This is a genomic window from Natrarchaeobaculum sulfurireducens (assembly GCF_003430825.1).
GTDB lineage: Archaea > Halobacteriota > Halobacteria > Halobacteriales > Natrialbaceae > Natrarchaeobaculum > Natrarchaeobaculum sulfurireducens.
In genome coordinates this window covers 1,627,431-1,649,069 of the sequence record NZ_CP024047.1, presented here as the reverse complement: position 1 = coordinate 1,649,069, position 21,639 = coordinate 1,627,431, and the positions used below count along the sequence as shown (strand labels likewise).

Here is a 21,639-nt window from a genome sequence, read left to right as displayed (position 1 = left end):
TGCCGACCGCCTCGGTCAGACGACGGCCGTAACCCACTCGGCGGTGACGAACTTGTACCGACAGCCCTCACAGAGTGAGAGTTCGACGACTTCGTCCGTCGAGAGATAGACGTGGTGCCATCTCGTCCCGGATGTATCGTGGCCACAGTTGGCACACTCGGCGGCCATGTCACCCCGATACGGCCTCGAGTGACATATACTGTCGGTCATCCGTCGACTCGAGAGTGACAACGACGCGGACGGGCCCACAGGTACGAATCCGCCAGAACGTTCGTTTCAAGTGGCTCAACCGAGTACCGACCCATAACGAATGAGCGAGGATTTCTACGACGTGCTCGGTGTGAGTCGCGACGCCTCCGCCGACGAAATCAAGCAAGCCTATCGAAAGAAGGCGACGGAGTACCATCCGGACGTCAGCGACGACCCGGACGCCGAGGAGAAGTTCAAAAAGATCCAGAAGGCAAAACAGGTGCTCACCGACGAAGAGAAACGCCAAGCGTACGACCGGATGGGCCACGACCGCTACGAACAGGCGGAAAAACACGGGTTCGACGCCGGCCAGGCCGGTACTGGCGGTATGGGTGGGGACCCGTTCGGTGGGATGGGCGGTGGCATGGGTGGCGGCCTCGGCGACATCTTCGAGCAGGTCTTCGGCGGCGGTGGGGGTCGTGGTCGACGACGGCCGCGAAAGGGACGCGACCTCCGGACCGAACTCGAGATCGACCTCGAAGAGGCCTTCGAGGGAGCTGAAAAGCAGTTCACGCTCGAGCGTCCCGAGGCCTGTGACGCCTGTGACGGCGAGGGTCATCCGCCCGATGCGGACGCCCAGACCTGTTCGGAGTGTCAGGGTCGCGGGCAGGTCACGCAGGTCCAGCAGACGCCGCTCGGTCGGGTCCAGCAGACGACGGCGTGTCGGCGCTGTGATGGCGAGGGGACGATCTACTCCGAGACCTGCAGTACGTGTCGGGGCGAGGGCTACGTCCGCAACGAGGCCACGCTGACTGTCGAGGTGCCAGCAGGTATTCAGGACGGACAGACGCTCCGAATGGAAGGTGAGGGCGCACCGAGTCCCGAAGGGGGCCGCCACGGCGACCTGCTGATCGACGTTTCGGTCCGCGAACACGAGGAGTTCGAGCGCGAGGGCGACGACCTTCGCTACCGACTGCCGATCTCGTTCCCGCAGGCCACCTTCGGTGACACCGTCTCGGTTCCCACGCTCGACGGCACCGTCGAGTTCGAGATCCCCAGGGGAACCCAGAGCGGCGAAACCTTCCGCCTCGAGGGTAAGGGGATGCCCCGACTGCGCGGCCGTGGTCAGGGCGACCTCTTCGTACAGATCCAGGTCGTCACCCCCGAACGGCTGAACGACGACCAGCGCGAGGCGCTCGAGGCGTTCGCCGAGGCTGGTGGCGACGAGATCGAGATCAACGAGGGCGTTTTCGATCGGATCAAGCGCGCGTTCTGATGCCGTCGGGTGGACGCCGATACCGCGGCCTCGTTCGATAGACACGGCGAATGTTCATACTCGTCCAGTTCGAGAGTCTGTGGCCCTGATCCGGTCATAAGGGTGCTCGCGATTGTGTCATCAATACCGTTGTATAACGGGTAACGACGCCACAGCCGCGATCCGATCGGGGACCTTTTTTCTCAGCGCTGCGGAGTGTCCGGTATGACCGCCACGACAGTCGACGACCTCCTGACCGGCGAACTTCATCCCGACAGGACCGCGCTGATCGATGCGACCGGACGTGAGTTCGATCACCACTGGTTCTGTAAGACGTCCTGGCAGGCGGGGAACTTCCTGCGCCATCAGGGCGTCCGCAACGAGGTTACCGTCGGCGTTGTCGGCGAAGGGCCGTTCGCGCTGCTCGCTTGCTTCGGGGCGACCCTGCTCGAGGCGACGGTTCGATTCGATCCGCCGACCGACCTGAGCGAAGTCGACGACTTCCGGGCGCTCGTCGCGCCTGTCGAGGACATCGAGTCGGGGACGTATGCGTTCCCGCGAGGTGGGCAACGCGTCGGCTACGGTGCAAAGCCACGCCAGGCCAACGTTCATCACTTCGACGCTGGTGTCTGGAGTGAAAACCCATCGTTTCCACCCCTCGACGTCGAAGCGTCGACGTCGATGCTGACCGACGGCGAACGCACGCTTACCCACGCCGATGTCCTCGAAACCGCACGGTCGGTGGTCGACGATCATGGTCTCGAGGCGGGTGACCGGGTCGTCGTTCGCGACTCGCTGGCGATGCCCGAGGTCGTCGTGGCGGGCGTAATCGCACCGTTGCTGGTCGACGGGGTGACCGTCCTGTCGGGCGAGTCCTCGGATCAGGACGAGCAACTGGGCACGTTTGCGGTCTCGAGGGAATCGGCCCCCGAATCGACCGTTATCGACCCTGTGGCGTATCGCGACTGAATCGCCGTCACTCCGGGAGCCGATCGCATCCAGTCGCGAACGAAATCGAGTTGCGATCCAGGCCGCCATCGGTCGAAGGCGGACAGCGTCGTCCGAACCGATCGACCGATATGACTGATCTGCAGGCACCACCGGTTCCGCCGGGTTCAAAGACTGGCGCGTCGAATGCGCGAGCGTGCAACTCGAGTGTGTCTTCTTCGGGCCGTTCCGGGAAGCCGTCGGTCGAAAGACGGTTCCGTACGAGACGGATGCCGCAACGATCGGCGAGTTGTTGTTGGAACTCGAAGCCGACTACCCATCACTGGCGGGTGAACTCGTCGCCGGCGACGGCGCCGAACTGGCTGGAGATACCGTCGTGACGATCGATCGACGCCATGTCACCCAACTCGACGGGCTGGAGACGCGGCTCACAGACGACATCGTGGTTCGACTCGTCCCGTCGGTGTACGGCGGTTGACCGGCGACTGGAGTCACCCTCGCCGGTGGTGAGCGGACGCAACTATTATCCCGACACCCTGACAATCCGGCGCATGAACCGGAACGATCGTGCGATCGCCCGTTTTACCATGCTCGGGCACGCGACGTTCCACGTCTACGAACTCACGATTCCGCTGTTCGTTGTGGTCTGGCTGGACGTCTTCGACGTCTCGGCGGCGCTTTTGGGGACGATCGTGGCGGTCGGCTACGCGCTCATCGGCGTCGGCGCGTTGCCAAGCGGTGCGCTCGCGGATCGCTACGGCTCGAAGCGTTTGGTCGTCCTCTCGATGCTCGGCATGGGCGGTGGGTTTCTGCTCGTCAGTTTCGCGACGAACGTCTGGTTGCTCGGCGCTGCACTCGTTCTCTGGGGCACCGCGGCGAGCCTCTATCACCCCGCGGGGCTCTCGCTGATCACCCGCGCCTCGCAGCGGCGGGGAACCGTCCTCGCCTACCACGGCGTCGCGGGCAACGTCGGAACGGCCTTCGGCCCGCTCGTCGCCGCTATCGCGCTCACCCTCTTCGAGTGGCGACTCGTCGCGGTCCTGTTCGTCCTGCCGGCAATCCTTGGCGTCCTCGCGGCTTACGGCCTCGAGTTCGACGAGACGGCTGGCGTCGACGACGAGGGACCGACAAACGCGTCGGGGCTCGAACCCGCCGTGTTGCTCGAGCGGACCCGGCTGCTGTTCGTCGGCAGTTTCGTCGTCGTCTTCGCCATCGCGATGCTCGCCGGGACGTACTACCGGGGGGTCTTCACGTTCCTCCCGGACGTGCTCGCCGATCTGCCCGTCTTCGATCCCGTGGAGATCGCCGGTGAGTCGTTCGAGCCCAGTCAGTACGCCTACGCCGGGCTGTTGTTGATCGGTGCGCTCGGCCAGTACGTCGGCGGAAAGGTGAGCGATGCGGGATCTCCCGAACGGGCGATCGTCGCCGCGTTCGTCGCACTCGTCGTCGTCTCGTTGTTGTTTCCCCTCGCTACGAGCGCGGGACTGTTCGCGACGCTCGCGATCTGTGCGGCGCTTGGCTTTTTCATCTATCTCGAGGCCCCGATCCATCAGGCGCTGATCGGCAAGTACGCCGCGGCCGACTCCCACGGGCTCTCGTTCGGATACACCTACCTCGGCGTTTTCGGGATCGGAGCTGCCGGTGCATCGATCGCCGGCGTCGCGATCACCTACGGTGGGACGACACTGCTCTTTCTCGTCCTGGCCGTCTTCCCGGCGGTCGGACTGGTATTGGCCGGCTACCTGGCGGTCACGTCGGGGAGCGAGTGACGCGCTGTTGACCACTGCTCGTTTCGAACCGATGGTCGACTCAGTCGTCGGCCGGGACCGCTGACTCGAGCGCGGCGGCGGGCACCGTCCCGTCGTCGGTCCACCCACGTGCGTCGTAGTACTCCCGGATAGCCGTTTCGAGGTCTGGAAGGTCGTACGGCAGGTCGTCGTCCGCGCCGTCGAAGCCGCGCTCGTTGTTGAAGTGTCGCTCGAGCGTGACCGTCTTTGCGCCGACCTCGAGGAGGTCGTCATAGTCGGCGTCGAATAGCGTCTCGAGGCGTTCTGCGGTGACGTAGTCGCTGCCGAATGCACAGACGATTCCCGAATCGCGAAACGCGGCGTGGTTCTCGCGTTCGACGAGGGTGTCGGCCTTCCCGAGTGTCCCCTCCGGATCGAGTTCGCCTCTGTACTCGAGGCTGAGCATGGACGAATACATGTGATCGGCACCGCGGTTGGCAACGGCGTACGACAGTCCCTGCCCGTGGATGACGCGCCCGTCGTGGGCGGCGAACTCCATTCCTTTGACGGTGTAGTTTTCGACCCCGAGGTCCTCGTGGGCGCGATCGACACCCTCCGCGAGCAGGTCGCCGATTCCCTCGCGATAGGCGATCTTCTCGGTGATTTCGTGGGCCAACTCGGCGTCGCCGAACGCGTCTTCGCTCGCGAGGTAGGCCGCGACGGTGACGCCCGCGGAGATGGTGTCCATCCCGAGGACGTCACAGAGTTCGTTGCCCTTCATCACGTCGACGATATCACCGACGCCCTGCAGCGACCCGAACGAGTAGACCGTCTCGAACTCCGGCCCTTCGGTTTCGAGGCCGCTCTCGTCGTCGCGCGTCGGGAGTTTGCACGCGTACGCACAGGCCGAACAAGCGCCCTTCTTGTACTTCTTGTTCTCGACGGCGTCGCCGCCGATCGAAGCGACGGCTTCGAATTCGTACTCGGCGAAGTACCGCGTCGGGAGCGAGAAGTTGTCGTTAATAAACTCCGTCCCGCCCGTGGTTCCCTGCCTGCGCATCAGGTCGTCCGAGGTGGCTGCCTCGCGGTGGACCGCCGATTCGGGCGGATCTGGGATCTCGACCTCGAGGCCGGGCTCGACGTCCCCGTCGAAGGTGACACACTTGACGTTCTTCGAGCCGAGGACCGCACCGAGTCCGCCGCGGCCGAACGCCCGCGAGTCGAACGTCATCACGGACGCGAACCGAACGAGGTTCTCCCCGGCGGGGCCGATGGCGATGCAGTGTTCGGGCCCGAGATCGTGGTGTGTGGCGACGTAGTCGGAGGTTTCGGGGACGGTCGCCCCCTCGAGTTCGGGCACGGGTTCGAACTCGACGCCCTCGTCCGTCACGTGTACTATCAACAGGTCGTCGCTTTCGCCGACGATCTCGAGGCCGCTGATCCCCGTCGCGACGAGGTTCCGTGAGAGATAGCCTCCCGCGTTGGTCGACACTAACCCGTCGGTCAGCGGCGAGAGGCCGGTCATGTTCAGTCGCCCGGTAAACGACATCCCCGACTGCTGGAGTGGGCCGGTCGTGAGGTACGCACGGTTCTCGGAGCCGAACGGATCGGCGTCGAACGGGATTCGGTCGTGGGCCAGCGCCGTCGCGAGCGCTCGGCCACCGACGTAGGTCTCGAGCGTCTCGTCGATCGTCGTCGCAGTTGCGGCCCGCTCGCCGACGTCGACCGTCAGCAGGGGGCCTGTCGCGTGGAGCATTGGTGTGTCATACTACGCCACTGACGAAAACGTTGCGTCCAGAGTATCGGTTTCGACGCCACGGCCCGACCGACAGCAGGGACTCGAGGCGTGTCGACCGTCAGGCGTCTACTCGAGTTGCCCTCACAGTCGACGAGCAATCACGCGGGGTGCCACAAATCCTTTTGACCGCAGGTGCCCTACGTGTATCCATGTACGTACGGGGCGCGAAAAACAGAGAAGAGGTCTGGTTGCTCGATCACATCGAGGCGATGGGCCTCGACGGGACGGCGTTTCGCTCGCGCGACTACGTCGTCGCGGTCGACGAAGCGTCGGGAGAGAAAGCCGGCTTCGGCCGTATCCGCGTCCACAAGCCTGACGACGCATCGTCGGATGACGCCGACTCCGGTCGCAGCGGCCGCACTGATGCCGTTTGTGAACTCACCAGCATCGGGGTTCTCGAGGGCTGGCGTGGCCAGGGCGTCGGTGCCCACGTCGTCGAACGGCTCCTCGAGTACGCCGGCGACGAGGGGTTCGACACCGTCTACGCGCTCACGGGTGCGGGAAGCTACCTCGCGCAGTTCGGCTTCCGCCGAATCGAGGAGTCCCAACTCCCGTCGGTGCTCGAAGTGCGACTCGAGGCCAAACGCGAGGGAGTCGATCCGGATGCGGTCCCATACGCGCTCGAGGTCGACCGCTTTCGGATGCCTGAGCGGCTGCGCGAGGCGTTCAAGCGTGCGCCGGACGACAGCGAGGAAGCCGGGACTGACGAGTCGGCCGAGGACTTCGGAATCGATCCCGAATCGGCGACCTACAAGTACGATACCGGTCGCTGACGGCCTATGCCGTATCACGGGGCCTCCGTTGGCCCGTGGGGAACGCTGACGCAAGACATCAAGGTTCAAGCCCCGGCGTCTCTTCGGTATCCGTAATGTTCGATCCCGACGATCTCGAGGAGATCCGTGCCGGCCGCGAACAGTGGCACGAGGAAACAGTCGAACCCGTCGTCGACCGCTTCGGTGAGCGAACGGAGACGTTCACGACGGACACGGGTGGCCAGGACGTCGATCGGCTGTACACGCCGGCCGACGTCGCCGACCTCGACTACCAGGAGGACCTGGGGTATCCGGGCGAGCCACCGTACACGCGCGGAGTCTACTCCACGGGATACCGCGGACGGCTCTGGACGATGCGCCAGTACGCCGGCTTCTCGACGCCCGAAGACACCAACGAGCGGTTTCACTACCTGCTCGACCAGGGCCAGACGGGCCTGTCGATGGCGTTCGATTTGCCGACCCAGATGGGCCATGACTCGGATGCTCCGATGTCCGCCGGTGAAGTCGGCAAGGCCGGGGTCGCGATCGACTCGCTTTCGGACATGGAGACGGTCTTCGACGGTATCCCCCTCGACGAGGTGTCGACGTCGATGACGATCAACGCCCCCGCGTCGGTGTTACTCGCACTCTACATCGCGGTGGGTGATCGACAGGGTGTCGACCGCGAGCAACTTCGCGGGACGATCCAGAACGACCTGCTGAAAGAGTACACCGCACGAAACACGTACATCTATCCGCCCGAGCCCTCGATGCGGATCATCACGGACATCTTCGAGTTCTGTGCCGAAGAGACCCCGAAGTTCAACACGATCTCGATCTCGGGCTATCACATCCGCGAGGCAGGGGCAACGGCAGCACAGGAACTCGCGTTCACGCTCGGTGACGGGATCGAGTACGTCGAGGCGGCGATCGACGCGGGCCTCGACGTCGACGAGTTCGCCCCACAGTTGTCGTTTTTCTTCAACGGCCACAACAACATCTTCGAGGAGGTCGCGAAGTTCCGCGCCGCCCGCCGGATGTGGCACGACATCATGGACGAGCGCTTCGACGCCGAAAACCCCAAATCGAAACAGCTCAAGTTCCACACCCAGACCGCGGGCTCGATGCTCACCGCCCAGCAGATCGAGAACAACGTCGTTCGCGTCGCCTACCAGGCGCTCGCGGCCGTCCTCGGCGGAACCCAGAGTCTCCACACCAACGGCAAAGACGAGGCGCTCGCGCTGCCAACCGAAGAGTCCGTACGAACGGCCCTGCGTACCCAGCAGATCCTCGCCCACGAATCCGGGGCGGCCGACACGATCGACCCGCTCGCCGGCAGCTACTACGTCGAGAGTCTGACCGACCAGGTCGAAGCCGAGGCCTACGAACTGCTCGAGGAAGTCGACGAACGCGGTGGGATGCGTGAAGCGATCGAACAGCAGTGGGTCCAGCGCCAGATCCAGGACACCGCCTTCGAGCGCCAGAAAGAGATCGAAGACCGAGAGCGAATCATCGTCGGGGTCAACGAATTCCAGATCGAAGAGGACGTCGAGATGGACGTCGAGGAGATCACTGAGGAGGACGAACGCCGTAAGATCGAGACGCTCGAGGCCGTCCGCGAGGAGCGTGACGACGAGGAAGCCAAAGCGAAACTCGAGGCGCTTCGCGAAGCCGCTCGCAGTGATGAAAACGTCATGCCGTACATCATCGACGCGGTGAAAGCGTACGCGACCGTCGGGGAGGTCTGTAACGTCTTCCGAGACGAGTTCGGCGAGTTCCAGCCCGGAAGCTCAGTCTGAGGCCCGTCTTCTCTTTTCGACACCGACTCGTCGATCGACGCTGCCCTGGATTGAAGACCGTCGGCGTCGAGCGTCGGGCTATGAAGGCAGCCATCGAAACTGAGACGATCAGCGCAGGCAGTGCCGAGATTCCAACACTCGGATTCGGGACGGCTCGTATGACCGGTGATCAGTGTCGCCGGGCCGTCGAACGAGCCCTCGAGGTCGGCTACCGCCACGTCGACACCGCTCAACTGTACGAGAACGAGGCCGCAGTCGGCGACGCCATCGATGCGAGCGACGTCCCACGCGAGGACGTCTTCGTCGTCACCAAAGTCCACCGGGACAACGCCGCTCACGACGACGTCGTCGCCTCGACCAGAGCGAGTCTCGAACGGCTCGACCTCGAGACGGTCGACCTGCTGTTGCTCCACGCCCCGAGTCGGCGAGCGCCGCTCGAGGAAACGATCGGCGCGATGAACGACCTGCAGGCCGACGGAGTGGTCGAACACATCGGCGTGAGCAACTTCTCGGTCGAGCAACTCGAGTTCGCCATCGAGTGCTCGGAAACGCCGATCGTCACGAACCAGGTGAAATACCATCCCTATCACCACCAGAACGAGCTGCTCGAGTGGTGTGTCGAGAACGACGTCTGCCTGACGGCGTACAGCCCGCTGGCCGAGGGTGCGGTTCCGGGTGACGACCGTCTCGCCGAGATCGGCGAGCCGTACGGCAAGTCGGCTGTGCAGGTCGCACTGTGCTGGTTGCGCCAGCAGCCGATGGTCGCGGCGATTCCGAAAGCGGCGACGCCGTCACATATCGAGACGAACGCCGACGTCTTCGACGTCGAGCTGACCGACGACGAGCTGGACGCCGTCGGTGATCTCGGTGACGGTCGCTGGTCGCGGCTCGCTGGCAGGCTCGGCCTACGGTGACCGGGGCCGACAGAAACGCGGGACTGGCGGCACTACCGGAGCCGTACTGCCGTGCCGTATGCCAGCACTTCGGAGCCACCCTCAGTGATCTGGGAGGTCTCGAGGCGGACGTTGACGACGGCGTCGGCACCCATCTCGGCGGCGTCTTCTTCCATCCGCTCGATAGCGACGTCGCGGGCTTTCCCCAGAAGCTCCGAGTACGCCTTGAGCTCGCCGCCGAAGACGTTACGGAGGCCCTGCGTGAAGTCACGACCTGCGTTTTTGGCTTCGACGGTGTTCCCGCGGGCGATTCCAAGCACTTCGACGATTTCGCGGTCGGGGACCGTTTCGGTGTTCGAGATGTACATCGAAGTGACCTTTCCACCGACACAGCATAAATAGCGAGGACGGTTTGCTGGATCGGAAGCTCCCGCCTCGGCCGTCGAATCCGTCGATATTTAGTGGTCGGTCAGTAACGCTCGATCATGCACTTCGATCACGCCGGAATCGCGACCGAGGACGCCCGTAGCCTCGCCGCGCTCTACGAGGACCTGTTCGGCCTCGAGGCCGTCCACGAAGAAGAGTTCGACGGTATGCGCGTCGTCTTCCTCGAGATCGGTGAAAGCTATCTCGAACTGCTCGAACCGCTCGAGGAGGGGACCATCTCACGGTACCTCGAGAACAACGGTGCCGGCATCCACCACCTCGCGCTGGCGACCGACGATATCGACGGTGCGCTCGAGCGCGCTCGAGCGCACGACGTTACCCTGATCGACGAGGAGCCGCGACCGGGCGCGTGGGGACATACGGTGGCGTTCTTACATCCGAAAGACACCGGCGGCATCTTAGTCGAGTTCGTCGAACACTGACCGATTGCGAGCGAGCCGGTAGTGGTATCGGCGCTGTCCGACAGTCGCACTCTGCTCGGGTGGCTCTGTGCCGTCCGATCCCGCCGGCAGAAATCGGGTTCAGGCCTTCACACCGAGAGGACCGTCTCGGCAAGACCTGGCGGAAGCAGACTCGCTGCCCCGAGTGTGACCGCGACGAGCGCGCCGACGTAACAACACGAGCCGACCACCGAGTACGTAGCGAACCGCGAGGCGGGGACCCGCCCCATCGCCGTCGGGACGGTCATCGTTCCTCGGGTCACGGGAAGTGCGTTGCTGACTGCGACGGCGGCCGGCCCCCACCGGCCGAGCCAACGGTCGGCCCGGTCGACCTGCCGATCGCCGATCGGCACCCGCTCGTGGCTCGCCGGATCGAACTCGAGGTGGCGTACGGCGAGAAACAACAGCAACTGACCGGTCGTCGCACCAAGGACGGCGACCGCGAAGACGGTCGCATAATCGAGCATCGACGTTCCGGCGGCGAGGACGACCGCAATCAACAGGGCCCGCGTCGGGAGGAGCTTTCCGACCAGCGCACCCTCGAGGACGAACGCGACGAGGAGGACGACGACGCCGTACCGGTCGGCGAGCGACAGCGCTAAATCCGCGGTCGCCTCGAGCATACATTACCGTACGGGTTGCAGTGATATACCCTTCTCGGCCGCGCTTGGACGTCACGACTCTACTTCGGCGTCAGTGGAGGGTTCCCTCACGAACCTCGACGTCGTAGGCGAACAGGGCGTACCCCACGTCGGCGACGCTGTAGTCCGTTTCGGCTGCGATCTCCCGGATCGGACCGATCATCGTCACGTAGTCGTCGGCGTCGAAGCTCTCCTTTCGGCCCTCGACGTAGTCGAGCCGCTCGAGCGAGGCCCAGACGCGGGTGTCGACGACGGCGTGGCGGTCGGGATCGGACGCGGCGAGCACACAGGAGGCCGTCGGCGCTTTGAACCCCGAGAGACCGGCCAACAACTGGATCTTCGAGAAGTCGTCGTCGACGGCGAGGACGTTCGCCGTCACGGTTCGACACCGCCTTTCCGGATTGGTTTCGACGTGGTGGGCACTGCGCGTCGAGGACTCGTAGGCGATCTCATAGAGCTGTTCGCGGGTGAGGTAGCCCTGTTCGAGATAGGTATCCCCGAACGACTGGAGTCGCTCCGGGAGGACCCCCTGCGTTTGTCCGTAGCGGTCGAGGTTGGTCGCGACGAACTCGTCCATACGGCCCCTCGAGACGGCTGTCACTCAACGGTTGTGGTTCTCGGTGTCCGACCAGCGCCGAATTCGCGGCCCACTCGGCTTCTCGACAGGGGCCTCGAGCGATATATCATAATCGAGGCTGACCCTCGCTCTCGAGTGAGACTCACGTCGGCTGGGTGGCGGGAAAGGCTACCGCAAACCAAACGCGTCTATACGGATTCGTGGTCCCTTGCCCGTATGACGACGGTCGTCGAACTCGACGTTCCCGCTGGCCGACTCGGTCTTGCGCGAACGTTCGACCACGTCCCGGCGTTCGGGTTTCAGATCGGGGCCATCATCGGCGACGCCCCCCCACTGGTTCGCGTGTCGGGCTCGGACCGACAGAGTATCGAGCGATCGCTCGAGGACGACCCCTCTGTCGACGTGCTCGCAACCGTCTCAGTCAGCGCCGACGAATCCACTCGGTCGGAATCGACGGGTCCGTTCTGGGTGTTCCGACTCGAGTTCACCGGTGGGCTCGAGCTGTTCCAGCGACTCGTCGCCAGCGCCGACGGAGCCGTCCTATCGGCTCGCGGCCGTGAAGGGATCTGGTCGCTCCAGTTGCTCTTTCACGACCGTGAGTCGGTGTCGACCTGCTACGACCTGTTCGAACGGTACGAGTTCGATGTCGAGGTGACCCGACTCACCGGGATGGACGACCTCGAGCGCGTCCAGACGCCGTTGACGCAAACGCAGTACGAAACGATCTGTACGGCACACGATCTGGGATACTTCGACGTTCCGCGTGCCATCACGCTCGAGGAGCTTGCGGCCGAACTCGACGTCTCACATCAGGCGCTCTCCGAACGGCTCCGGCGAAGTCAGGCGGCACTCATCAGCGCGGAGCTATCCGGCGGACTCGACTCGAGTCCGATCGATCCGTAGTCGGCCAATCGCCCGTCAGGGTGGCGATTGGGAAGTGGTCGACTCGCGCCTCTCTTGCTCGGTTTTCGGTCTCGCCTCACGGAGGCCGTTCGCGTTCGATCACGTGGCTTCTCGCCCCGTTCGTCTCTTCGAGATCGACGTCTGTCAACAACGCTGCCACCCATTTGGAACAAAAGTGGCGAAGTTAACGTATTGGTGCCTTATTTAGCCACAAACAACTTTTTCTAGGATAAATGTGGCGTGCTAACCGCAACCAATAGCTTTATTTATGGACAGATACACAAGATTATTGTCGGTGTGGCGCCGACCTGTGAGGCATCGTCCACAAAACGACCCCTGTGAGCACCGGTGGAACCCTCGTGTCCAATCAGCCTGTGCGGTCACTCGTGGCTGTGTGACCGCTCCACTCGTGTTCGATCGCTCAAGGTCAGTCCTGCCGTGCCCCTGGGCTGACTCTTCGGTCACTCTTGTCGCGGTATCGTCGCATCGGTCACCAGCAACCAGTCGCGGTTTCAACGACGGTGGCGGGCGGCTAGCCATCTCATGAGGTGTGGTGAGTCTTTACGGCTAGTCACAGCTGGTGACCGATCCGTCGGCAATCGATCATCGCAGCCCGCATCAGTCGTCAACGACGGACACCGACTCGAGTCGGTCGTTCTCGAGGGCGTTGTGAGCGTAGAACGCCACAGAGAAATCCTGCGGGCTCGGAATCGCGCATGCGAGCCATCCGATCGCGATAGCGGTCGTAATCGGCGACTCACGTGTCACGACGCCGGTGTCGATCCCTACGAACACCGGAACCGCGAGTACTAGCGGTGCGAGTGCCGCGAACCGGAAGATCCAGGGCGGTTCCCGGCCGGTCGGCTGCGGACGAACGACGGCCCACGGACAACTCGCGAGCGCGGCGACGATCCCACCAGTTCGTCCCGGCGCGTACGAGACCGTGTATTCGACGCGGGCGAGTGCGAGGACCAGTGCGTGGGTCCACTCGTGTGCGACGAGTCCGATTGCTACCGCCAGGACGAGCCCGCACCCAGCAATCACCACTTCGAGTTCGAGCATCGGTACACGTAGCCCGGCACGCTCCCGTCGTCGACTGGGGGGCAGGAGGCGTGCCGACCACGCGCAGCCGATTCGAGGCGGCGAGACCCCAAGACCGTCCGGATGCACGTGTGTGGTGTTTACGGTCTCGCCAACTCGAGACGGTGGCCAGGGAACGGTTAAGTAGCGAGTCGTGGTAGCGCGCCACATGCGATCACGCGAATCCCTCGAGTTCGGTCACGAAGACCGCAAGCAGCTCTACGAGTACGTCGAGCGACACGGCGCAGTCGACCCGGTCGACGCCAGAAAGAGTCTCGACATCGACCCCGTCGGCTTCAGACACCACGTCGCGATCCTGAAACGCGACGGACGCATAGCGGAGATCGATGGCACGTTGCGGGTAACGATCGACGCTGGCGCCGAAGAGGAGTACGTCTCCGAGGATCTCGAGTTCCACATCCGGCCGGCCAGACAGGAAGACCTCACCGGAATCGTCGGCGCGATCCGGCAGGTCGCCGAGGAGAAGACGTACATCGAAGCCGAGAGTGTCGCCGACGAGGTCGATCATCAGGACGCGTTGCTCCGGTACAACGAACTCGAGTCACGGATGTTCTTCGTCGCGACCGTCGAGGACGAGGTCGTCGGCTGGGTCCACCTCTACGCGCCGGAACTCGAGAAACTGAGTCACACGGCCGAACTCACCGTCGGCGTCTTAGAGGAGTACCGCGGTCACGGCATCGGCGCGCACCTCCTCTCGCGTGGCCTCGAGTGGGCCGGTTCGACCGGCTACGAGCGGGTCTACCAGAGCGTTCCCTCGACAAACGAGGAGGCTATCGCGTTCCTCGAGGCGCACGACTGGGAGATCGAGGCCATCCGAGAGGACCACTACAAGCTGAACGGCCACTCCGTCGACGAAGTGATGATGGCCGTCGATCTGTAGCGACCCCGAACGTCGACCTGCCGTTTCCTCTCTTTGCTGTCTCGAGGGTGAACGCCGTTTTCCGTCGACGACAGCGTCCTACAGCGTCCTCGGCACGCTCTGAGTCAGCACGCGCTGGGCGTCACACAGGCGTTTGAGCGTCAGCACGGCGTCAGCACGCGCTGAGTATCACACAAGCGCTGGTCTGTGCGCGGGTGGAGCGTCAGCACAGACGGACCGTCACTGCTCGTCGACGGCCTCCGCTGGCTCGTTCGCATCGTCGGCCGACTTCTCCGGCACACGCTGTCCCCAGAACCCGTCGTACTTTCTGACCTCGAGGTCGCCCTCGACCCGCGTCTGACAGGACAGCCGAAGTCCGGACTCGGGGTCGTGCGGCGGGACGGAGAGTCGTCGGCGCTCGATCGTCGTCGGCTCGCTTACCGCCCCGTCGATCGCAACCGCACAGGTTCCGCAGGTTCCGTGCCCGCGACAGTTGAACAGATTTGCCCGGCCGTTGTGGGGTGACTCGTCGGCCTCGAGCAGGACGTTCCGAAGCAGGCGGCTGCGCTCACACTCGATCTGGCGGCCTCGAAACTCGATCGTTGGCATGCGTGCTAGGACGGGACGAACACCCTTCGTTCTTGCCCGAGTGCGGATTCGACTCCGGCCGACACTCTCTATACCCGAACCGAAAGGCAATTTGGGCGGACGCGAGTAGCCTCTTCTATGCTTTCGATTGCACTTGCCGGGAAGCCGAACGCCGGCAAGTCCACGTTCTATACGGCGGCGACGATGGCCGAGGTCGACGTCGCCAACTACCCGTTCACGACGATCGACGCCAACCGTGGCGTCAGCTACGTCCGAACGGACTGTCCCTGTCTCGAGCGCGAAGAACGCTGTACCGCCGACGACTGCGAGGACGGCAAACGCTACGTTCCGATCGAACTGCTCGACGTTGCCGGCCTGGTCCCCGGTGCCCACGAGGGGAAAGGGCTCGGCAATCAGTTCCTCGACGAACTGACGAACGCCGACGTGATCGTCAACGTGATCGACGCCTCCGGTGGGACCAACGAGAAAGGCGAACCCGTCGACGTCGGGAGCCACGACCCACTCGAGGACATCGACTTCGTCGAAGAGGAGATGGACCTCTGGCTCGCGGGCATCGTCGAGCACAACTGGGAGTCAGTCGAGCGAAAATCCCGCTCGCCAGAGTTCGATATCGACGAGGTGCTCGCAGACATGCTCTCGGGCTTTGGCGCCACGCCGACCCAGATCGCGACCGTCCTGCGGGACCTCGAGTATCCAGCCGATCCGATCCAGTGGACCGACGACCACCGCGAGGCGCTGGCACGAGACGTCCGCCAGCGGACGAAACCGATCGTCGTCGCGGCGAACAAGATCGACGTCGCCCCCGACGAACACGTCGACCGGCTGCTCGAACTCGATAAGCCCGTGATCCCGACGACGGCGGAGGGCGAACTCGCCCTGCGGCGTGCTGCCGACGCCGACCTCGCCGACTACGACCCCGGCGACGAGACCGTAGGAATCGGTGACGGCGTCAGCGACGCCCAGCGTGAGGCCCTCGAGGGGCTCGCCGAACGGATGGCCGACTACGGCGGCACTGGCGTTCAGGAAGCGCTCAACTACGCCGTCTACGACCTGCTCGAGCACATCACGGCCTACCCGGTCGAGGACGCCTCGAAGTGGTCCGACGGCAGCGGGAACGTCCTCCCCGATGCGTTTCTCCTGCCCGACGGTTCGACGCCGGTCGACCTCGCCTACGCCGTCCACTCCGACATCGGCGACGGCTATCTCCACGCTGTCGACGCCAAATCATCCCGAGAAGTGAGCGATAGCTACGAACTCGAGGAGGGTGACGTGATCAAGATCGTGAGTACGAACTGAGAAACAGGGGCGGTAGCGCGTTACTCGTTTTCGAGGGCGTCGTAAATATCTCGATTCGCGTCCCGGTCAGCTGCTGCTACCCGCCGGACGAGCTCACCTCGGATGTCTTCCATCACTTCATCGAGTGGAGTATCAGACTCAAGATCTTCCTCTGTCGCCATATTCGTCGTATCGTCTCGACTGCGGTTAATCGTTCGGGTTAGATGAGTCGCCGGTTAGTTCGTCCAGTCCGTACCGGATGAGATCCTCGCGCCACTGTTCAATCTCGCCTGCGAGGTCGATTTCTTCAGTGTGAGACCGAAGGTATTCGACGGTTCCTGCTTCGTCGACACTCGCCTGATCCGTTCCGGACTATTTGAGGATCGTCCTGATTTCGGCGTCGTACGCGAACCGATACCCGTTGAGAAAGTAGAACACGACTGCCGTGTTGAGTGCGGTACGCTTGTTAGCGTCGACAAACGGATGGTTCGCTACCAACAGCCGGATGAGGTGAAACGCCTTCTCGTGGATTGTCTCGGGTGACGTTCCGAAACTCCCACGCTCGATGTAGTTCAGGGCAAACTCGATATCTCCACGATTCTGGACGCCAACGTGCGTGTCGGAATACTCTGATACGATGTCGTCGTGGATGGCGAGAACGTCGCCCACTGACGGATACCAGAGCGAATCTGCCATTCGTTCGACCACTCAGGCTGCACCCGAGGTAATCCTTGCTATTGCAGCCCACAGAGTTCGACTGGATTTATCCGTTGTGTACACTGTGTGCACTCAGAAGTGCTGATCAAGATCGTCAGTACGAACTGAGCACTTCCGAGTCGTAGCGAGTAACTCGTTTTCGAGCGCTTATCGTGTCGGACAGGACTATCATGAGAATTCGCCGTTCCCGTCCGGCGAATCCTGTTCATTGACTTCTGTCCGACGGTATTACTCGTCGTCCTGTTTCGAGTCCTTGATCTCCTGAAGCTGCCCGAGCAGGTCGTCGGTCGACGCGTCAGACTCGACGGTGATCGAGCCGTCGTGGTCGTTCTGGTGGACGTTCACCGCGGCGTCCTCGTCGTCCTCGGTGTTCCTGTTCTGGTGTTGCTGTTCGGATTCGTCGTAGCTACCAAAACCCATAGCAGGACGCGGGTGCCCGGACGTATAGGTCGTGTGATCGGGACTGCCTCTGGAATGTCGTCTCACCCCACGCTGTCGGCGACTGAGCCGGGTGGAGTTGTTGCTCGAGGAGACTCTTGATGGACGTCCCAGTCGTCAGCTGCCCTATGGAACTCGAGGCACTGCGTCCCGGCGGCCGACAGCGTGGCCGTCCGTGACGATCTCCCACCGATGGGCTTCGACCACGACCGAATCGTGATCGATGCGCTCTGGCGGGTGGGTTGGACCTGCACTGGGGATCACGGCGTCTCGTCGGGATCGAGGTGCTGGTCGTCCAGAAGGGATCGGGGCTGGCCGAGCCGGTTGTAGAGACCGTTAGTGGACGAACTCGACGAACTCCTCGGTGGCGTCGGCGCTGCCCGAGCCGATCAGGACGTCGTCCGCTTCGATTTCGAAGTCGCCACCGAGATCGGTCAGGAGGTCGTCACCGCGCTCGACCGCGACGATCGTGCAGTTCGTCTTCGAGCGGACGTCGACCTCGGCCAGTGTCCGGCCGGCGAGCGCGGGGGCTTTCGTCCGGACGAACTCGAATTCGGCCTGGGGTGTCAGGATCTCCTTGCCGTCGATGAGGTGTGAGGCCAGCAGTTTCCCGGTGACGACCGACATCGAGAGCACGAAGTCCGCACCGGCGTTGTACAGTTTCCAGACGTTGTCGTGGTCGTGGACGCGGGCGATGATCTCGAGGTCGGGGGCTAGCTGCTGGAGGACGAGCGTCGCGAAGATTGTGGTGGTGTCTTCGTCGAGTGCCAGTACGGCCGCTCGAGCGTTTTCGACGTCGGCTTCGGCGAGCGTCGACGGATCGGTGACGTCGCCGACGATATCCGTTCCGGCGTGTGGGTCGACGTCGAGAACGTCGTAGTCGATTTCCTGTCGGTCGAGCGTCTCTGTAACGGCCCGGCCGACGACGCCGTGGCCGCAGACGACGACCCGTTCGGGGTCGTCGCCGTGAGTCGGCAGCGGTCGCGCTTTCAGTTCCGAGAGGTCTTCGTAGTGGCCAGCGACCAGCAGGATCGAGTTCTCCTCGATCGTGGTCTCAGGACCCGGTGAGACGACGAACTTGCCGTCGAACCAGCCGCCGATGACGGTTGCGTCGAGTTCGTCAAATACGGTCGTGTCGCCGAGCGTCTCGCCCACTAGCATGCTGTTTTCCTCGACGAGCAGTTCGGTCACCTGAAGCTCGGTTTCGACGTCGACGTACGCCCGGAACTTCTCTGCAAAGGAGGTTACGGCCCGCATGCCTAGTCCCTCGCCGAGGACCTGCGGCCCCTCGACGAGCTGGTTTGCACCAGCGATTCGGTGGTACGGCGCGACGTCGGTGTCGCGGGCGACGCTGACGATCTGTAACTCGGGGTTTGCTCGCATGGCTGAGAGGATGACGGTCGGGTTGACCTCGTCGTCGATGTCCGCGACGACCGCACGGGCCTCAGCAGCGTTGACGGCCTCGAATGTGGCGACCTGTTCGGTGTCGCCGTAGACCGCCTCGATTCCCTGTTCCCGGAGGGATCGAACCTCCTCGCGGTCGTCCTCGACGTAGAGGTACGGAACGTCCGCGTCCTCGAGTTCCTCAGAAAGGACGTCGTCTCTGGCGGAGTGACCGCAGATGATGACGTGGTTCGTCATCCTGCTCGAGGTCGGCGGTTCGGTCTCGAGAGCCTCTCGAAACATCGGGACCGCGAACAGCGGGAGTGCGAGGAACACGAACAGGACAGCAGAGACGTTCATCGCGATCACCAGCAGGTTCACGGCCGCGTGATTCCAGTGGTCGGTGTCACCGCCAAACCCGGCAGTAGTCAGAACCTCGACGACGGTCTGGACCGACTGGAAGAACGTGATTTCGACGCCCTCGAAGGTTGCCAGGGTCCACTGGTAGACGACGGCGTAGCTGACGACGATGGAGGCGACGGCTACGAGCGTAAGCGCGATCCGTCGGCGCCACTCGTTCATGGGTGTACTCAGACGAAGGGGTTATATGGGTTTTTCTCTCCGAAAGCAAGACGTCGCCCCAGTTTCGAATCGCAAAATAACCATGGGAACCGACGAATCGTTGCCGGATGGCTGGAGTTCTACCAGTCGGCTACGATGCTATCGGTCAATCGAGTCCTGCTGCGGTCTCGAGTAACTCACCGACCCGTGTCGATGCGTCGACGGCGGTCTCGCCGAAGACGTAGGTCGTCGGTTCGATACCGAACGCGCCGCGGTGATAGGCGACCGGGGGGACTGTGCCGTGCTCGTCGAACCGACGCCTGAGGTGGGCGCCTCGGTCCTCGTAGTCGGCGTCGAACTCGAGGACGTCGAATCCGCGCTCTCGAGCGGCTTCGAGTACGGCGTCGTCGGTGGCGACGTTGATCGCCCCGCGGATGGCCGGATCGACGCCGCTGGCGGCGAGGACGGCCGTTGCGACGTGTTTCGAGGCGCCGAACTCGGGGTTCGCGGGGATCTCGATGCGTCCGCCCATCGTGTAAATGCGGCCGGGAATCGCAGCGACGTCGGTTACGTTGTCGGCTCCGGGAAGGGCCATCCCGACGTTCGTGCCCACGTTGGGGACGATCGCCGCCATGCCGGGCAGCGTCGCGAGGGTTCGGGCGGCCACCCGGACGGCCGAGAGAACGTCGCGTTCGGCCCGGACGTCCGCATCGAGGCCGCGAACGCACAGGTCACAGCCCAGCCCACGCAGTGCTGGCATCGCTTCTTCGTGAAGTTCACAGATCGGACCGCGGTCCTCGAGGCTGTGGACGAGCAACACCAGTTCAGCGAGTGCGTCGTAGCCGTCCATCTCACCGCTCGCGAGTCCGTCGGCGATTCGGTCGACGCTTGCGACCGTCTCAGGATCGTCACGAAAGCGGTCGTCGCCACCGCCGTCGCCGCCGACGTACGCGCTGACGGCCGCCTGGGTCACGCCGAGGTGATCGGCGATCTCCTGTTGGGTCAGGCCGCACTCGGCGAGTCGCTCTGCGAGCATCGCACGAACCGTCGGCAGAAACCGGTCGACGACGAGTTCGTCCGGGAGGACGAGTGACATGTCCTGGGGTTTGCTCGACACCGGCTTAAGTCCCGCTACCCGGCTCGAGCGTGCCGACGCTCACCGACCGTCAGCAGGACCACTACCGACGCGGTCGTAGATCACACCGCCGAGACAGCCCACGGGCAGCGTTATCCAACTCGTCAACAGAAACGCGAGCCAGCCGATGACCGCCGCCGCCATCGCCGTATCAGCGGCTCCTGCGTTGTTCCAGGAGACGACGGCCGCGACGAGCATGAGCCAGGTCAGGAGGACGGTGGCTCCAACGTAGGTCAGAAGCGTTCCGAGAACACCAACGACGACCCCAGAGCCCGGCACGGTCGCCGGCACTGCCCGCCAGCTCACGACGCCCGCGACGAACGCGGCGGGGACGACGAGCAGGAGCGCGACCGCGGCGAAGATCGCGAAGCCGTACACGTTGTCGGAGCCGCCGACGACCTCGAGTACGACGACAGCGACCGCGAACGTCGCCGCCGCAACCAGTGCGGCGCTCGCTCCCGCATACCCCGCACCGATCGCGGGGCGGTTGGCGTAAGGAAGTCGACCCGGCCCGTACCGTTTACAGCCGGTTCGGAGACGGTCGGTGGCTCGAGTTGTCATACGTTCTGTTCGACTCGTTGCCACAAATAGGTTCGTGGCCGGACCAGTCATCGATTGTATCCGTTCGCCTCTCGAGTATCGTGCTACGTCTCTGGGGCCCGAAAATCGTGCTACGTTTCTGGATCCCGCCGCTCGATCATTCCCAGCCCGATCCAGGAGATGACGACCGCATCGTTCTGGTTTCGACCCTCGAGCAGGGTGTCGACGTAGCCTCGCCGGGGATCGCTCTCGGAAACGCGCTTGTCGAGTACCTCCGTCCGGACCGAGAGGACGTCGCCAGGCGTGACGGGGCGTCTCCAGCGGAGTTCGTCGACGCCGCGGGCACCCATCGCGGCCTGCTCCTCGAGCGCCCCCTCGACGAGCAGCCGCATGCAGATCGAGGCCGTATGCCAGCCCGAGGCGACCAGTTCGCCGAACGCGGACTCCGAGGCAGCCTCCTCGTCGGTGTGAAACGGCTGAGGGTCGTACTGGTCGGCGAACTCGACGATTTCCTCACCCGTGACCTCGTACGCACCGAACTCATTCGTATCGCCGATCTCGACGTCTTCGTAGTACTGCATACCACTCACGTGTGAGCCCTGTCAGCAAGAACCTACTGTCCGAGGCAGTCCGGTCGGACCGAGTCGGTTCG

25 protein-coding genes are annotated in these 21,639 nt (G+C 63.7%); 11 read left to right on the top strand and 14 right to left on the bottom strand.

Annotated features, from left to right (window positions below; translation table 11 throughout):
• Positions 1 to 15: 15 nt before the first annotated feature.
• Positions 16 to 210 (bottom strand): hypothetical protein, encoded by a 195-nt coding sequence (locus AArc1_RS19020; protein WP_133412341.1) that lies wholly within the window; start codon positions 208 to 210, stop codon positions 16 to 18.
• Between the two features lie 100 nt (positions 211 to 310).
• On the opposite strand from AArc1_RS19020, the gene dnaJ reads away from it, so the two are divergent.
• The 4 genes from dnaJ to AArc1_RS09370 all read left to right on the top strand — a co-directional run bounded on the left by dnaJ (position 311) and on the right by AArc1_RS09370 (position 4,161).
• Positions 311 to 1,465 carry a molecular chaperone DnaJ gene (gene dnaJ / locus AArc1_RS09385; protein WP_117364128.1) on the top strand — a complete coding sequence of 385 codons (1,155 nt, stop codon included), beginning with the start codon at positions 311 to 313 and terminating at the stop codon, positions 1,463 to 1,465.
• Between the two features lie 204 nt (positions 1,466 to 1,669).
• Positions 1,670 to 2,413, top strand: a complete 744-nt coding sequence (locus tag AArc1_RS09380) for a hypothetical protein (protein ID WP_117364127.1) — start codon at positions 1,670 to 1,672, stop codon at positions 2,411 to 2,413.
• A 175-nt stretch (positions 2,414 to 2,588) separates the two neighbouring features.
• Positions 2,589 to 2,870 (top strand): MoaD/ThiS family protein, encoded by a 282-nt coding sequence (locus AArc1_RS09375; RefSeq protein WP_117364126.1) that lies wholly within the window; start codon positions 2,589 to 2,591, stop codon positions 2,868 to 2,870.
• Between the two features lie 73 nt (positions 2,871 to 2,943).
• A complete protein-coding gene (locus AArc1_RS09370) occupies positions 2,944 to 4,161 on the top strand; it encodes an MFS transporter (RefSeq protein WP_117364125.1) in 1,218 nt (405 codons plus the stop codon).
• 40 nt (positions 4,162 to 4,201) lie between these two features.
• Here AArc1_RS09370 and AArc1_RS09365 read toward each other — a convergent pair whose 3' ends face one another.
• Entirely contained in the window at positions 4,202 to 5,875 is a 1,674-nt protein-coding gene (locus AArc1_RS09365; protein WP_117364124.1) for an aldehyde ferredoxin oxidoreductase C-terminal domain-containing protein, read from the bottom strand.
• A gap of 191 nt (positions 5,876 to 6,066) precedes the next feature.
• Between AArc1_RS09365 and AArc1_RS09360 the strand changes: the two genes are divergently transcribed.
• From AArc1_RS09360 to AArc1_RS09350, 3 genes are all read left to right on the top strand, one after another.
• On the top strand, positions 6,067 to 6,690 hold the full coding sequence (locus AArc1_RS09360; RefSeq protein ID WP_117364123.1) for a GNAT family N-acetyltransferase: 624 nt from the start codon (positions 6,067 to 6,069) through the stop codon (positions 6,688 to 6,690).
• 95 nt (positions 6,691 to 6,785) lie between these two features.
• Complete coding sequence (locus tag AArc1_RS09355; protein WP_117364122.1) at positions 6,786 to 8,468, top strand: acyl-CoA mutase large subunit family protein; 1,683 nt, start codon at positions 6,786 to 6,788, stop codon at positions 8,466 to 8,468.
• An 80-nt stretch (positions 8,469 to 8,548) separates the two neighbouring features.
• Positions 8,549 to 9,382 (top strand): aldo/keto reductase, encoded by an 834-nt coding sequence (locus AArc1_RS09350; RefSeq protein WP_117364121.1) that lies wholly within the window; start codon positions 8,549 to 8,551, stop codon positions 9,380 to 9,382.
• A 32-nt stretch (positions 9,383 to 9,414) separates the two neighbouring features.
• Here the strand turns inward: AArc1_RS09350 and AArc1_RS09345 are convergent, their stop codons facing one another.
• Positions 9,415 to 9,729: a YbjQ family protein gene (locus AArc1_RS09345; protein WP_117364120.1), complete on the bottom strand. Its 315-nt coding sequence runs from the start codon at positions 9,727 to 9,729 to the stop codon at positions 9,415 to 9,417.
• 117 nt (positions 9,730 to 9,846) lie between these two features.
• On the opposite strand from AArc1_RS09345, the gene mce reads away from it, so the two are divergent.
• Positions 9,847 to 10,230, top strand: a complete 384-nt coding sequence (gene mce / locus AArc1_RS09340; RefSeq protein ID WP_117364119.1) for a methylmalonyl-CoA epimerase — start codon at positions 9,847 to 9,849, stop codon at positions 10,228 to 10,230.
• 107 nt (positions 10,231 to 10,337) lie between these two features.
• Here mce and AArc1_RS09335 read toward each other — a convergent pair whose 3' ends face one another.
• A complete protein-coding gene (locus AArc1_RS09335) occupies positions 10,338 to 10,871 on the bottom strand; it encodes a DedA family protein (RefSeq protein WP_117364118.1) in 534 nt (177 codons plus the stop codon).
• 70 nt (positions 10,872 to 10,941) lie between these two features.
• The gene (locus AArc1_RS09330) at positions 10,942 to 11,466 is read right to left on the bottom strand and encodes a hypothetical protein (RefSeq protein ID WP_117364117.1); all 525 of its coding nucleotides are present in this window, start codon (positions 11,464 to 11,466) and stop codon (positions 10,942 to 10,944) included.
• Between the two features lie 216 nt (positions 11,467 to 11,682).
• On the opposite strand from AArc1_RS09330, the gene AArc1_RS09325 reads away from it, so the two are divergent.
• Positions 11,683 to 12,369, top strand: a complete 687-nt coding sequence (locus AArc1_RS09325; protein WP_117364116.1) for a helix-turn-helix domain-containing protein — start codon at positions 11,683 to 11,685, stop codon at positions 12,367 to 12,369.
• A gap of 618 nt (positions 12,370 to 12,987) precedes the next feature.
• On the opposite strand, the gene AArc1_RS09320 is transcribed toward AArc1_RS09325, so the two are convergent.
• The gene (locus AArc1_RS09320; RefSeq protein WP_117364115.1) at positions 12,988 to 13,431 is read right to left on the bottom strand and encodes a hypothetical protein; all 444 of its coding nucleotides are present in this window, start codon (positions 13,429 to 13,431) and stop codon (positions 12,988 to 12,990) included.
• Positions 13,432 to 13,618: 187 nt separating this feature from the next.
• On the opposite strand from AArc1_RS09320, the gene AArc1_RS09315 reads away from it, so the two are divergent.
• A complete protein-coding gene (locus AArc1_RS09315; RefSeq protein ID WP_117364114.1) occupies positions 13,619 to 14,350 on the top strand; it encodes a GNAT family N-acetyltransferase in 732 nt (243 codons plus the stop codon).
• A 219-nt stretch (positions 14,351 to 14,569) separates the two neighbouring features.
• Here the strand turns inward: AArc1_RS09315 and AArc1_RS09310 are convergent, their stop codons facing one another.
• Positions 14,570 to 14,938, bottom strand: coding sequence for a 2Fe-2S iron-sulfur cluster-binding protein (locus AArc1_RS09310; protein WP_117364113.1), 369 nt, complete (start codon positions 14,936 to 14,938; stop codon positions 14,570 to 14,572).
• A 117-nt stretch (positions 14,939 to 15,055) separates the two neighbouring features.
• Between AArc1_RS09310 and AArc1_RS09305 the strand changes: the two genes are divergently transcribed.
• Complete coding sequence (locus tag AArc1_RS09305; protein ID WP_117364112.1) at positions 15,056 to 16,234, top strand: redox-regulated ATPase YchF; 1,179 nt, start codon at positions 15,056 to 15,058, stop codon at positions 16,232 to 16,234.
• 20 nt (positions 16,235 to 16,254) lie between these two features.
• Here AArc1_RS09305 and AArc1_RS19015 read toward each other — a convergent pair whose 3' ends face one another.
• From AArc1_RS19015 to AArc1_RS09275, 7 genes are all read right to left on the bottom strand, one after another.
• The gene (locus tag AArc1_RS19015) at positions 16,255 to 16,395 is read right to left on the bottom strand and encodes a hypothetical protein (protein WP_186336677.1); all 141 of its coding nucleotides are present in this window, start codon (positions 16,393 to 16,395) and stop codon (positions 16,255 to 16,257) included.
• Between the two features lie 190 nt (positions 16,396 to 16,585).
• Complete coding sequence (locus tag AArc1_RS09300) at positions 16,586 to 16,909, bottom strand: type II toxin-antitoxin system death-on-curing family toxin (RefSeq protein WP_117364111.1); 324 nt, start codon at positions 16,907 to 16,909, stop codon at positions 16,586 to 16,588.
• A gap of 249 nt (positions 16,910 to 17,158) precedes the next feature.
• On the bottom strand, positions 17,159 to 17,350 hold the full coding sequence (locus tag AArc1_RS09295) for a DUF5786 family protein (RefSeq protein ID WP_117364110.1): 192 nt from the start codon (positions 17,348 to 17,350) through the stop codon (positions 17,159 to 17,161).
• A 354-nt stretch (positions 17,351 to 17,704) separates the two neighbouring features.
• Positions 17,705 to 19,333, bottom strand: coding sequence for a potassium channel family protein (locus AArc1_RS09290; protein ID WP_117364109.1), 1,629 nt, complete (start codon positions 19,331 to 19,333; stop codon positions 17,705 to 17,707).
• A 145-nt stretch (positions 19,334 to 19,478) separates the two neighbouring features.
• Positions 19,479 to 20,408 (bottom strand): thiamine-phosphate synthase family protein, encoded by a 930-nt coding sequence (locus AArc1_RS09285; protein ID WP_117364108.1) that lies wholly within the window; start codon positions 20,406 to 20,408, stop codon positions 19,479 to 19,481.
• Positions 20,409 to 20,468: 60 nt separating this feature from the next.
• Positions 20,469 to 21,008 carry a hypothetical protein gene (locus tag AArc1_RS09280; RefSeq protein WP_117364107.1) on the bottom strand — a complete coding sequence of 180 codons (540 nt, stop codon included), beginning with the start codon at positions 21,006 to 21,008 and terminating at the stop codon, positions 20,469 to 20,471.
• A 110-nt stretch (positions 21,009 to 21,118) separates the two neighbouring features.
• Positions 21,119 to 21,568: a MaoC family dehydratase gene (locus AArc1_RS09275; protein WP_117364106.1), complete on the bottom strand. Its 450-nt coding sequence runs from the start codon at positions 21,566 to 21,568 to the stop codon at positions 21,119 to 21,121.
• Between the last annotated feature and the right edge of the window lie 71 nt (positions 21,569 to 21,639).

Coding starts and splice junctions, on each gene's coding strand:
- AArc1_RS19020 (WP_133412341.1), bottom strand. CDS start 210: ATGACCGACAGTATATGTCACTCGAGGCCGTATCGGGGTGACATGGCC.
- AArc1_RS09380 (WP_117364127.1), top strand. CDS start 1,670: ATGACCGCCACGACAGTCGACGACCTCCTGACCGGCGAACTTCATCCC.
- AArc1_RS09300 (WP_117364111.1), bottom strand. CDS start 16,909: ATGGCAGATTCGCTCTGGTATCCGTCAGTGGGCGACGTTCTCGCCATC.
- AArc1_RS09280 (WP_117364107.1), bottom strand. CDS start 21,008: ATGACAACTCGAGCCACCGACCGTCTCCGAACCGGCTGTAAACGGTAC.
- AArc1_RS09285 (WP_117364108.1), bottom strand. CDS start 20,408: ATGTCACTCGTCCTCCCGGACGAACTCGTCGTCGACCGGTTTCTGCCG.
- AArc1_RS09355 (WP_117364122.1), top strand. CDS start 6,786: ATGTTCGATCCCGACGATCTCGAGGAGATCCGTGCCGGCCGCGAACAG.
- AArc1_RS09295 (WP_117364110.1), bottom strand. CDS start 17,350: ATGGGTTTTGGTAGCTACGACGAATCCGAACAGCAACACCAGAACAGG.
- AArc1_RS09320 (WP_117364115.1), bottom strand. CDS start 13,431: ATGCTCGAACTCGAAGTGGTGATTGCTGGGTGCGGGCTCGTCCTGGCG.
- AArc1_RS09365 (WP_117364124.1), bottom strand. CDS start 5,875: ATGCTCCACGCGACAGGCCCCCTGCTGACGGTCGACGTCGGCGAGCGG.
- mce (WP_117364119.1), top strand. CDS start 9,847: ATGCACTTCGATCACGCCGGAATCGCGACCGAGGACGCCCGTAGCCTC.
- AArc1_RS09360 (WP_117364123.1), top strand. CDS start 6,067: ATGTACGTACGGGGCGCGAAAAACAGAGAAGAGGTCTGGTTGCTCGAT.
- dnaJ (WP_117364128.1), top strand. CDS start 311: ATGAGCGAGGATTTCTACGACGTGCTCGGTGTGAGTCGCGACGCCTCC.
- AArc1_RS09325 (WP_117364116.1), top strand. CDS start 11,683: ATGACGACGGTCGTCGAACTCGACGTTCCCGCTGGCCGACTCGGTCTT.
- AArc1_RS09345 (WP_117364120.1), bottom strand. CDS start 9,729: ATGTACATCTCGAACACCGAAACGGTCCCCGACCGCGAAATCGTCGAA.
- AArc1_RS09290 (WP_117364109.1), bottom strand. CDS start 19,333: ATGAACGAGTGGCGCCGACGGATCGCGCTTACGCTCGTAGCCGTCGCC.
- AArc1_RS09275 (WP_117364106.1), bottom strand. CDS start 21,568: ATGCAGTACTACGAAGACGTCGAGATCGGCGATACGAATGAGTTCGGT.
- AArc1_RS19015 (WP_186336677.1), bottom strand. CDS start 16,395: ATGGCGACAGAGGAAGATCTTGAGTCTGATACTCCACTCGATGAAGTG.
- AArc1_RS09370 (WP_117364125.1), top strand. CDS start 2,944: ATGAACCGGAACGATCGTGCGATCGCCCGTTTTACCATGCTCGGGCAC.
- AArc1_RS09315 (WP_117364114.1), top strand. CDS start 13,619: ATGCGATCACGCGAATCCCTCGAGTTCGGTCACGAAGACCGCAAGCAG.
- AArc1_RS09310 (WP_117364113.1), bottom strand. CDS start 14,938: ATGCCAACGATCGAGTTTCGAGGCCGCCAGATCGAGTGTGAGCGCAGC.
- AArc1_RS09350 (WP_117364121.1), top strand. CDS start 8,549: ATGAAGGCAGCCATCGAAACTGAGACGATCAGCGCAGGCAGTGCCGAG.
- AArc1_RS09330 (WP_117364117.1), bottom strand. CDS start 11,466: ATGGACGAGTTCGTCGCGACCAACCTCGACCGCTACGGACAAACGCAG.
- AArc1_RS09305 (WP_117364112.1), top strand. CDS start 15,056: ATGCTTTCGATTGCACTTGCCGGGAAGCCGAACGCCGGCAAGTCCACG.
- AArc1_RS09335 (WP_117364118.1), bottom strand. CDS start 10,871: ATGCTCGAGGCGACCGCGGATTTAGCGCTGTCGCTCGCCGACCGGTAC.